Annotated in this window: 10 protein-coding genes; 5 read left to right on the top strand and 5 right to left on the bottom strand. The window is 67.0% G+C overall.

Annotation, left to right across the window (positions count from 1 at the left end):
* Positions 1-16 precede the first annotated feature (16 nt).
* Positions 17-604 carry a GNAT family N-acetyltransferase gene (locus tag C1924_RS10755; RefSeq protein WP_216821533.1) on the top strand — a complete coding sequence of 196 codons (588 nt, stop codon included), beginning with the start codon at positions 17-19 and terminating at the stop codon, positions 602-604.
* Positions 601-1,488: a carbon-nitrogen hydrolase family protein gene (locus C1924_RS10760; protein WP_108765288.1), complete on the top strand. Its 888-nt coding sequence runs from the start codon at positions 601-603 to the stop codon at positions 1,486-1,488. Before C1924_RS10755 ends, C1924_RS10760 begins: the two co-directional genes overlap by 4 nt.
* 91 nt (positions 1,489-1,579) lie before the next feature.
* Here the strand turns inward: C1924_RS10760 and C1924_RS10765 are convergent, their stop codons facing one another.
* The 3 genes from C1924_RS10765 to C1924_RS10775 form a co-directional block, all read right to left on the bottom strand.
* A complete protein-coding gene (locus C1924_RS10765) occupies positions 1,580-3,577 on the bottom strand; it encodes a DUF4034 domain-containing protein (protein WP_108765289.1) in 1,998 nt (665 codons plus the stop codon).
* Between the two features lie 127 nt (positions 3,578-3,704).
* Positions 3,705-4,028: a thioredoxin family protein gene (locus C1924_RS10770; protein ID WP_108765290.1), complete on the bottom strand. Its 324-nt coding sequence runs from the start codon at positions 4,026-4,028 to the stop codon at positions 3,705-3,707.
* Positions 4,029-4,032: 4 nt separating this feature from the next.
* The gene (locus C1924_RS10775) at positions 4,033-4,449 is read right to left on the bottom strand and encodes a host attachment family protein (protein WP_108765291.1); all 417 of its coding nucleotides are present in this window, start codon (positions 4,447-4,449) and stop codon (positions 4,033-4,035) included.
* A gap of 568 nt (positions 4,450-5,017) precedes the next feature.
* Here C1924_RS10775 and proP point away from each other — a divergent pair.
* Together proP and C1924_RS10785 are read left to right on the top strand one after the other, a co-directional pair.
* Positions 5,018-6,505 (top strand): glycine betaine/L-proline transporter ProP, encoded by a 1,488-nt coding sequence (gene proP / locus C1924_RS10780; protein ID WP_108765292.1) that lies wholly within the window; start codon positions 5,018-5,020, stop codon positions 6,503-6,505.
* A gap of 242 nt (positions 6,506-6,747) precedes the next feature.
* Positions 6,748-7,836, top strand: coding sequence for a catalase family protein (locus tag C1924_RS10785; protein WP_108765293.1), 1,089 nt, complete (start codon positions 6,748-6,750; stop codon positions 7,834-7,836).
* Positions 7,837-7,846: 10 nt separating this feature from the next.
* On the opposite strand, the gene C1924_RS10790 is transcribed toward C1924_RS10785, so the two are convergent.
* Positions 7,847-9,412, bottom strand: a complete 1,566-nt coding sequence (locus C1924_RS10790; RefSeq protein ID WP_108765294.1) for an HWE histidine kinase domain-containing protein — start codon at positions 9,410-9,412, stop codon at positions 7,847-7,849.
* A gap of 21 nt (positions 9,413-9,433) precedes the next feature.
* Positions 9,434-9,835, bottom strand: coding sequence for a response regulator (locus tag C1924_RS10795; RefSeq protein ID WP_108767033.1), 402 nt, complete (start codon positions 9,833-9,835; stop codon positions 9,434-9,436).
* A gap of 198 nt (positions 9,836-10,033) precedes the next feature.
* On the opposite strand from C1924_RS10795, the gene C1924_RS10800 reads away from it, so the two are divergent.
* Complete coding sequence (locus C1924_RS10800; protein ID WP_108765295.1) at positions 10,034-10,447, top strand: OsmC family protein; 414 nt, start codon at positions 10,034-10,036, stop codon at positions 10,445-10,447.
* Positions 10,448-10,482: the final 35 nt, after the last annotated feature.

The raw sequence follows: 10,482 nt of genomic DNA on the forward strand, positions 1-10,482 counted from the left end.
ATGGGCGGTAACGAACGTGCGCATCACCACGCTACACGGGCTGGCAGCAACCCCCTTCCTCGACGACCTCGCGCGCCTGCGCATCCGCGTCTTCCGTGATTTCCCGTACCTCTACGAAGGCGACCTGGCCTACGAGCGCGGCTACGCTGCCACCTACGCGGCGGCCGCCGGCAGCATCATCGTGCTGGCCCAGGACGGCGACCGCGTGGTCGGCGCGTCCACGGGAATCCCCATGCGCGAGGAAACCGCTGAGTTCCAGGCGCCGTTTCTCGGCAGCGCCTGGGACACCGACCGGATCTTCTACTTCGGCGAATCGGTGCTGCTGCCGGAGTATCGCGGCCAGGGCCTGGGCGTGCGTTTCTTCGAGGCACGCGAGGCGCACGCCCGCCAGGCCGGCTTCGATCTGTGCTGCTTCAGCGCGGTGCAGCGCCCGCTGGACCACCCGCTGCGCCCGGCCGACTACCAGCCGCTGGATGCGTTCTGGCACAACCGCGGCTACGTCCATCACCCCGAGCTGAGCACGTCGTTCACCTGGCGCGACGTCGGCCACAGCGAGAAGACCGCCAAGCCGATGTCGTTCTGGCTGAAGGCGCTGACCGCATGATCCGCTTCGCTGCCAGCCAGTACGCGATCGAGCTGATCGAGCAGTGGGACGACTACGCCGCCCACCTGGACGCCCATGTGGCCGAAGCTGCGGCCGCCGGCGCGCAGCTGGTGCTGCTGCCCGAGTACGCGGCGATGACCCTGACCGGCCAGCTGCCGCCGGCCGAGCGCGGCGACCTGGCCGCGTCCATTGCCGGCATCCAGCCGCTGCTGCCGCGCTGGCTGGCGCTGTGCGCACAGATCGCCCAGCGCCATCGCCTCTGGTTCTGCCCGGGCTCGGCGCCGGTGCTGGACGATGATGGCCAGTACCGCAACCGCGCGTTCCTGTTCGGTCCGCAGGGCCTGCTGGGCCACCAGGACAAGCTCATCATGACCCGCTTCGAGCGCGAGGAATGGAACATCGCCGGTGGCCGCGAGGGACTGCGGACGTTTGCCACGCCGCTGGGCACGCTGGGCATCCTGATCTGTTACGACACCGAATTCCCGATGCTGGCCCGGCAGCTGGCCGAGGCCGGCGTGGACCTGCTGCTGGCACCGAGCTGCACCGATACCGAGGCCGGCTACCACCGCGTGCGCATCGGCTCGCAGGCACGTGCACTGGAGAACCAGCTGCCGGTGCTGGTCTCGGTCACGGCCGGCATGGCCAGCTGGAGCCCGTCGGTGGATGTGAACTACGGGCGCGCGGCGATGTATGTGCCGGCCGACCGCGGCATGCCGGCCAACGGCGTGCTGTGCGAGAGCGAGCGGGTGTTCACCGAGGAGAGCCGCTGGTTGATCGGGCAGATCGATGCCGCCGCGGTATCTGCGGTACGTCGCGAGGGCCAGGTGGCGTTGTACCGCGACTGGCCGGAGCAGTTTGCGGTGAAGGTTCAACGGACGGCGTAGCGCCGAGCCAGGCTCGGCTGACGCCTTCTGTAGAGCCGAGCCTATGCTCGGCTGAAACAGCAGTCGAGCATGGCTCGGCTCGACAAGGGCGTCACCACGCCGGCAGGCCGTCGCTGACGCGTTCCATCGCCTGCCGGTAGCGGCGGCTGCCAAACAGGCCGCGCTGCAGGGTCGTTCGCAACGCCTGCACCTCTTCATCTTCCGGCTGCTGCGCGCAGGCACGCTCGGCCCAGAACACCGCGCGGTCAAACTCGACCTCGCTGCGCGCGGCGTAGTACTGCGCCAGCATCCAGGCGGCCTGCGTCCAGGCCTGGCCGGCCCAGAACTGCAGCGTATCCAGCAGGCAGGGCAGGCGCCCTTCGGCAGGCACCTGCGTGCGCAGATAGTACCCCGCACCCGCTACGCAACTGCGGACGCGACGCTGCAGACGCTCGCCCCATTCTTCCTCGGTCGCCGCCAGCTCCAGGCAGCGCAGCTCGCAGGCGTTGGACAGGTGCACCAGTTCGTCCGTGCCGATACCGGCAATGCCGCCCTCCTCCAGGACACGGTCGTAGACCAGGCTGAGGTTGTAGAGCGCGCGGCCACTGTCCTGCTCGGCCGCACGCCGGTACCACTGGATGGCCAGCGCCGGATCGTAGGCAGGCGCGTGCTCGAAGTAGTGGTAGCCCAGCGCGGCCTGCATTTCCGGGAAGCCCAGTTCCGCACCGACCTGCGCCATGTGCAGCAGCACAGTGTGCTGCAGCGATTCGTCGAAAGCGTAGTAGACATCGTTGAACGGGCAGTCCGCGCCCGGCGTCGGCACCGCCATCAGCGCGGCCGCGTGGCGCCAGGCCGCCTCGGCCTGCGCCGCATCGGGCGTCACGCCGCACCAACCGGTGGCGCGCAGTACGCCCTGCATCACCGCCGCCCAGGCAGAATTCCGCCACAGCCGCGCCACCACCGGCGCGAGCCACTCACCCATGCCGGTCGCGGCGGCTGCGTGCAGCATGCGCATCAGCTGGTGATCATCGAACCCGCGAGGCACGCTCGGGTCGGCCGCTTGCGCGTAGTACGCCGCAGCCATTTCGGTGTTGTCCACCCGCGACGCCAGCTCGGCCAGCTGCAGATGGATCCCCGTGCGCTCCAGCGCCGACTGCGGCTGCGCCAGCAGTTCCATGCCGCGCGCGAAGGCCTGCTGCACCGCGTTGCGGTCGTCGGTGTCGATGCTGTCCACGTCGATGGCATCCAGCCACACGATCATGCGCAGCTGGTTGCGCTGCGATGCGTCCAGACCTTCGGCCAGGGGGCCCTCGGCGAGCGCCAGGATCTCTTCATGGCTGCCGCCCCAGCGCGGCGTGCGCAGCCGCGCGTAGGTGTCCAGCAGCGGCAGGGCGTGCCCTGCGGCCTGCAGGCCCATCTGCAGCCAGGCCAGGGCCGGCTGCGGTGAAGCCTCGTCGCTCGCAATCGGGTCACCCTCCTCATCCAGTTCCGGCGGCGGCGGGACCGCGGCAGACCAGGACGCAGGCATCTGCGCCGGCAGGTCCGGCAGGCGCGGCGCCTCGGCCATCCACGCGCCGAGCAGCGCCTGCATGTCGCGCCACGGGCCGGCGCCATCGGCGGGATGGAAGCCGTCGTGCATCCAGTCGCTCATCCACACCGGCACGCCGAACGCGGCCACACTGCGCATCAGCTGGTGCAGCAGCGGCCAGCACAACGGCCCGCGATCGGCCAGGGCAATGGCGTGGACGAACAGCGCGGTCTGCGCGGCATGCACGCCGGACCAGGCGCCCTCGCCCACCGAAGACGTCCAGCCGGAACCGCGCAGATCGACGGCGATGCGATCCCACACCAGGGCGGCCAGCAGCAGCGGCGCATCAGCCTGCGGGGCCTGCCGCTGCCACGCGGCCAGGGCCTGCCACAGCGCATTGATCGACAGTGCCTGCGGCGGCGCAAGCAGGGCCAGTGCACGGGCACCGCCCTCGGCGTCCTGCGGTGCGAGGAGGTCGGGCAAGGCGGACTCGATGGCCTCGAAGCGATGGGCGAGCAGGTCATCCCAGATCGCGGGTGCGGCGTGACGCCGCGGGGATTCAGCGGAAAGCGGAGAGGTCATCGGAATTCAAGCAGAGCGACAGCACCGGCGGATTATAGCGCTGCGGCGGGGTCGTTCCTTGGGTTCGCTTTGGTAGTGGGCAAGCTTGCTTGACCGCTGTTGGCTGATCCGTCGAGCAAGCTCGACGTTACGTCGGCAGCGCCGCCACCAAGGTGGACAGATCCGCGCTGTCCACCGGCCGCACCACGCGTGCCACCTCCTGGCCGTCGCGCAGCAGTACCACCGTCGGCCACAACTTCACCTGGAACGAGCGGCCCAGCGGCTTGCCCTTCCCATCCTCGATCTTCCAGTGCGGCAGATCATGCGCGTCCACGAACTGCTGCAGGGCCGGCTGCGCGGCCTGGCAGTGCCCGCACCACGGTGCACCGAACTCGATCAGCAGCCAGCCGGTCTGCGCATCGACATCGCTACGGGCCGGCTCGGCGGCCTGGTGGTCGCGCATGAAGGGCATGGCGTCATGCCGCCAGTGCGCGCTGGATGTCTTCCAGCGGTGCGTTGGTGAAGTTCTTCGCCAGGTCATCCAGCAGCCGCGCCTGTGTTTCCTTGTGCAGCAGCGGACGGATGCGGCCCAGGGTGATCGGATCGGCAACCAGGATCAGATGCGTATAGCGATTCTTCAACGCGTCTTCGTTCAACTGTTCGGCCACCTGCTTGGCGAACGTGGCTTCATTGAGCTGAGCAATCGACATATCCTTGGGCACCGCGCCGGACGGACCCTGCCCGGAGATGCCCTGCTCGCTGATGTCCTGCAGGCGCAGTTCACCTTCCTGCTTCAACGTCAACTGATGATCGGTGCCAACGTTGGTGAACACACGTGCCGAACCGCCATCGGTGACGACGATCAGGGTACCTTCGGGAATGCGACGGGTCATGCCTTGCTCCTGTTGCGTTGGTTCGCCACCACCGTAAGCGCTGCCCTGTGAGCGGTGCGGCCAGAAGGCGTTCACAGCATGTCAGTGCCGCAGGCCGATGAACAGGGGCGCTGGAACACAGCGTCCGCCCCGGCCCGCTTCGCTGCATGTTCACGCTGTAACCGTTATCATGAACGGATGATCGACACGACGTACTGCGTGACAGGCCAACCTGTTACGTGGGAAGCATTGCCGACCGGCGTACCGCTTGCCACACCCGCTCCCACCCCCTCATTCCTTCGCCGCGTGCAGGATCCGGGTGGATGACGCCGCTCAGGCGTTGAGCGCTGCAGCGTTTTTCAATGCGCTTCCTGCCTGATCCGCTCAGGCTGATTTCGATCTTCACCGTCTTTCGCCCATCTGCGGCGTAGCTTCCCGTGCGTGGTTTTTTCCCGCACGTCCTGGTCCAGCGTGGACCGCCCGCTCCGATGCCCCTGCGCCAGTTGCGCCAGCATCGCCGTTTCCGATTTCCGGGACACACCACACCGTCTATTCCGCATTCCAATTCAAGAACAGAAAGGACGTCCCCATGCAGGACAACCCCGATACCCACGCTCATTTCGGCTGGTTTAAACGCCGCCGCCATCTCAAGGTCGATGAAATCACCGTCGTCGACAAGCCCATGCTCAAGCGCGCCGTCGGTGCCGCTGCACTGGGCAATGCGATGGAATGGTTCGACTTCGGCGTCTACGGCTACCTTGCCGTGACCATCGGCCAGGTCTTCTTCCCCTCCAGCAATCCCACCGCGCAGGTGATCGCCGCGTTCGCGACATTCACTGTGGCCTTCCTGGTGCGCCCGCTGGGCGGCCTGGTGTTCGGCCCGCTGGGTGACCGCTACGGGCGGCAGAAAGTGCTGGCCTTCACCATGATCCTGATGGCGCTGGGCACCTTTGCCATCGGCCTGATCCCCGCCTACGAACGCATCGGCATCTGGGCTCCGGTCCTGCTGCTGCTCGCGCGCATCGTGCAGGGCTTCTCCACCGGCGGCGAGTACGGTGGCGCGGCCACTTTCATCGCCGAGTATTCCACCGACCGCAACCGCGGCCTGATGGGCAGCTGGCTGGAGTTCGGCACGCTGGGCGGCTACATCGCCGGCGCCGGCACTGTAACCGCACTGCACATGCTGCTGAGCAGCGAGGACATGCTGGACTGGGGCTGGCGCATTCCGTTCCTGGTCGCCGGTCCGCTGGGCCTGCTCGGCCTGTACATGCGCATGAAGCTGGAGGAAACCCCGGCCTTCCGCGCCTTCGCCGAGGAAGCCGAGAAGCGCGAGCACGACCGCCCGGGCCTGGGCGACCTGTTCCGCGTGCATGGCCGCCAGCTGCTGGTGTGCATGGGCCTGGTGCTGGTGTTCAACGTCACCGACTACATGCTGCTGACCTACATGCCCAGCTACCTGAGCGTGACCATGGGCTATGCAGAGAGCAAGGGCCTGCTGCTGATCATCATCGTGATGCTGGTGATGATGCCGCTGAACATCGTCGGCGGTCTTTTCAGCGACAAGCTCGGCCGCCGACCGATGATCATCGGCGCCTGCATCGCGCTGCTGGTGCTGGCCGTGCCCTGCCTGCTGCTGATCGGCAGCGGCAACGACTGGCTGATCTTCCTGGGCCTGATGTTGCTGGGCCTGGCCCTGGTGTGCTTCACCAGTTCGATGCCCTCCACGCTGCCGGCGCTGTTCTATACGCCGGTGCGCTACAGCGCGCTGTCGATCGCCTTCAACGTGTCGGTGTCGCTGTTTGGTGGTACGACGCCGCTGGTCACCGCCTGGCTGGTGGAACGCACGGGCGACCCGCTGGTGCCGGCCTACTACCTGATGGGCGCGGCGGTGATCGGCCTGGTCACCATGCTGTTCGTGAAGGAAACCGCCGGTCTGCCGCTGCGCGGCTCCCCGCCGGCCGTGGCCAGCGACAAGGAAGCCGCCGCCCTGCTGAAGAGCGACGTGCCGGTAACGGTCGACCCGACCCTGCCGCCGCTGCCCGAGGCGGGTGAGAGTGAGGCCGCCAAGCCCGCGTGACGCGTGCGCGCCCGCAGCGTCGAGCCACGCTCGACGCTGCGGATTGCGGGGCGCCAGGCTTTTGTAGAATCGAGCTTGCTCGACTGCCCTTCACGGATTGCGCAAAGATCAACAGCAGTCGAGCAAGCTCGACTCTACGGGCCGGTGGGCGAGCAGGTGGCCGTGAATGCGCCCCATGCTTCCCGTGCACCCACCGCTAACCGCGTTACCGCATGCTGGCCTCTACCCCGTTGGAGCCAGCCATGCGCACGCTACTTCCCCCCGTCCTCTTCCACGCCGGCATGGAACGCCCAGAAGCCGACGAAGGCGAAACCATCGACGCCCTTCGCGACGTGTTCCTGGACATGGCCCGCACGGTTGCCGCTGCCGAAGGGCACGCCTATCGCGCCGTGCACGCAAAGGGCCAGGCGCTTCTCAAAGGCAGGCTGCAGATCTCAGACGGCCTGCCGGAAGAGCTCGCACAAGGCCTGTTTGCCACGCCCGGAGCGTATGAATGCCTCGTTCGCTTTTCATCCCCACCCGCGGAACAGCTGCCGGATACGGTGTCCACGCCCCGCGCGATCGCAGTGAAGGTGCTCGGCGTGACGGGCGAGCGTGTGGCAGAGAGTGAGGAACAGCACAGCCAGGACTTCCTCATGGTCAACGGCCCGACCTTCACCAGCCCCGGCCCGCAGGGCTTCCTGCGCTCCACGAAGCTGCTGGCGGCAACCACCGAGCGCATGCCCCGTACCAAGGCAGTAATTTCGGCGGCTCTGCGGGGCGGCGAGCGCATGCTGGAAGCCGCAGGCGGCAGCAGCGGCAAGATCAAAGGGATGGGCGGCGAGCCGCAGGTGCACCCGATGGGCGAAACCTACTTCAGCCAGGTGCCGTTCCGCTTCGGCCCTTATATTGCCAAGTTCTGCCTGCGCCCGGTCTCCGCCACGCTGCAGGCGCTCAGCAATGCGCCCATTGAAAACAGCGAAGACAGCCAGCGCGACGCCATCCAGGAAGCACTGGCGAGTGGCCGTGCAGATCTGGTCTGGGAACTGTGTGCACAGTTGTGCCGCGACGAGGAGGCCATGCCCATCAAAGATGCGTCGGTGGAATGGCCGCAGGAACTGAGTCCGTTCATCGCGGTGGCGACACTGCGCGTCCCGCCCCAAGTCAGCTGGGATGATGCCGAATCGCCCGGCATCGAGGACCGCCTGGCCTTCAGCCCATGGCACGCCCTGCAGGCGCATCGGCCATTGGGCGCCCTGAACCGGGCACGGCGGGTGGTAATGGCTGCGTCGCGGGCCTACCGGTCGCAGCACAATGGCTGCCCGCTGCATGAGCCTCTGCCCGGCGAATAGGCACGCCGCTTCAGCCCGCAGCTGGCGCGTCGGTCTGCAGGAGGCTGTCCCGGTCGCGCAACGGGAACCGGATGTGTGCCTCCACGCCGTCCGCACGGAACTGCAGCTGACCACTGCCAGCCAGCTCGTAAGGCACCCGCCTCTCGATGAGCGAGCACCCCAGCCCCCGGCGCTGCGGCCGCGACCAGTTCTCCACGGACGGGTGCCGCTCATTCCAGTGCAGTGCCAGCCAGGGGTGTGTCCCTTCCTGCGCCTGCACCGACCACGAGACATCAATACGGCCATCCCTTCGGATGGCCCCGTATTTAAGGGAATTGGTCACCAGCTCATGCACGGCGAGCGAAAGCACTTCGGCGGCCTTGGGCGGCAGCAACACGTCGGGACCATCGAGCAGGTAAAGGCCGGATCGATGTACCTGCACCGATATCTCCTCGTCCAGCATGTTGCGCAGGCAGACCCCAGCGTTGTCCGCACGGGTCAACAGCGCCTGTGTGCGGGCCAGCGACATCAGCCGCCCGCACAGCCGCTCGGCATACTCCTCGACACTGCTCACGGTTTCCTGGGTGCGCCATGCAATGGCATGGATCATCGCCATGATGTTGCGCACCCGGTGCTGCAGTTCGGCCAGCAGCACGGCCTGCCGTTCGGTGGCCCGCTTCAGCGTATCGATGTCGATGGCGATGGCAAACACACCCGTGACGTCGCCCTGCGCATCCCGCAGCGGCGCCGCCGCGATGCGTGTCCACCGCACCTGGCCATCCTCGTGGGTGAACTGGAATTCCAGCCCTGGCACCACCGTGTCGCCACGAAGTGCCCGGGCAACGGCAAAGTCTTCGGGGCCGATCGGGCTGCCATCTTCATGCCAGCCCTGCCAGCGCGGCATGTTGTCGTTGTCCCGCGAGGGCAGCTGGCCCGTAGGCAGGTAGGCGCGCATCTGCTCATTGGATTGCAGTACCCGCCCTTCGGTGTCGACGATACACAGCCCCACCGGCAGCATCTGGAATGCCAGTGACAGGCGCTCATCACTCTGCCGCCGGCGTCGCTGTTCCTGCTCGCGCGCAGCGTGCGCGGTGTGCGCCGCTGTGGTCTCGAACATGGTGACCAGTACGCCGTCGATGCGCCCGCACGCGTCACGAATGGGGCTGTAGGTGATGGTGAACCAGATGTCTTCCAGCACGCCTTGCCGGGCAAGCGGATAAAGCTTGTCCTCGTACGTGATGGTTTCGCCTTGCCAGACCCGGGCATAGATGGGTCCATTGATGTGCCACACCTCCGGCCAGCAGATGCGGGTGGCCTGGCCCAGGCCGGCCGGGTGCTTGTCGGCCAGAATCTCGGCGTAGCCGTCGTTGTACAACTGGACCAGCTCTTCGCCCCACAGCACGATCATCGGAAAGCCATGGGCCAGCATCAGATCGACGGTCGCCCGCAGGTGCGGCGGCCAGTCGTTACGGTCACCGAGGGGCGTAGCCGACCAGTCCTTCGCAGCAATGCGCTCGGCCATGCCACCACGCAGAGCGTGCAGCGGCGGAGACGCCGGCAAAACCGGTGTCGTGGCAATGGGAGAACTCAGTTCCATCCGGTTACCCACGCAGTGCCCTCAACGTCCGCCGGCACTTGCCCGTCGGGCATGCACCAAGGTCTCAAGCTGCTGGACCAGCGCCTGGATGTGGTAGGGCTTTGCACAGCGTGGAACATCGGCAAACCGGCTGGGCACGTTGTCGTCGTAGCCGGACGTGAGCAGGAAGGGAATGCCGGCCGCGGCCAGGCGGTCCGCCAAGGGGTAGACCTGCTCGCCACCCAGGTTGATATCCAGGAGGGCGACATCGATGGGGTGCTCATCCACCAGCCGGTCCAGCGCGGCGAGGTCGCCTGCGGGCCCTACCGTGTGTACGCCTTTGAGTTCCAGATAGTCGACCAGGAACATGGCGATGGCGAATTCATCTTCCGCCACAAGCACACGCACCCCTTGCCGCCCCGGAATATCAACGGCTTCCAACACGTACAACACTCCTGTCCAGGCGGCACACCCGTCTGTTACAGGTGAAGGGTGACCAATCGGCCCACAAGAGCGCGTGACGACCCCGCCAAGCGCCCTCCCCTGTAGTGTCGAGCTTGCTCGACTCTACGGTGCCATGCGCCGGCCCGGCAGATGGTGGAGAATCCCCACACCCCCATCCGCCGCTGCTTCGGAGCCCCCATGGCCTACGCCCGCATCACCTCCACCGCCGAAAACTACCTGCACCACGTCAGCAACGGCACCTTCAGCGTCGACGTCGACGAACCGGCCACCCTGGGCGGTCAGGGCCGTGGTTTCGCCCCTTTCGATCTGTACCTGGCATCGCTGGCCTCGTGCACCGCCATCACCCTGCGCATGTACGCCCAGCGCAAGGGCTGGGACCTGGGCGAATTCCAGGCCGAACTGCGTTCTACGCGCGATGAGGATGGCCGCCTGCACGTGCACCGCGTGCTGCACGCCAGTGCCGAACTCAGTGACGCCCAGTGGACGCGACTGCTGGAAGTCGTCGAGAAGACCCCGGTGACCCTGGTGATGCGCGAAGGCGCCCGTATCACCAGCGAGCGCGGTGACGGGGTCGGATCCGTTTCCGAGTGAGCAACGGGGTCAGAGGCGTTTCCTGTTGGAAACGG

This window comes from Stenotrophomonas sp. ESTM1D_MKCIP4_1 (assembly GCF_003086895.1).
In the GTDB taxonomy this organism is placed as follows: domain Bacteria; phylum Pseudomonadota; class Gammaproteobacteria; order Xanthomonadales; family Xanthomonadaceae; genus Stenotrophomonas.

Excerpts from the sequence above, each read along its gene's own strand:
- C1924_RS10760 (WP_108765288.1), top strand. The coding sequence starts at position 601 with ATGATCCGCTTCGCTGCCAGCCAGTACGCGATCGAGCTGATCGAGCAG.
- C1924_RS10765 (WP_108765289.1), bottom strand. The coding sequence starts at position 3,577 with ATGACCTCTCCGCTTTCCGCTGAATCCCCGCGGCGTCACGCCGCACCC.
- C1924_RS10770 (WP_108765290.1), bottom strand. The coding sequence starts at position 4,028 with ATGCCCTTCATGCGCGACCACCAGGCCGCCGAGCCGGCCCGTAGCGAT.
- C1924_RS10775 (WP_108765291.1), bottom strand. The coding sequence starts at position 4,449 with ATGACCCGTCGCATTCCCGAAGGTACCCTGATCGTCGTCACCGATGGC.
- proP (WP_108765292.1), top strand. The coding sequence starts at position 5,018 with ATGCAGGACAACCCCGATACCCACGCTCATTTCGGCTGGTTTAAACGC.
- C1924_RS10785 (WP_108765293.1), top strand. The coding sequence starts at position 6,748 with ATGCGCACGCTACTTCCCCCCGTCCTCTTCCACGCCGGCATGGAACGC.
- C1924_RS10790 (WP_108765294.1), bottom strand. The coding sequence starts at position 9,412 with ATGGAACTGAGTTCTCCCATTGCCACGACACCGGTTTTGCCGGCGTCT.
- C1924_RS10800 (WP_108765295.1), top strand. The coding sequence starts at position 10,034 with ATGGCCTACGCCCGCATCACCTCCACCGCCGAAAACTACCTGCACCAC.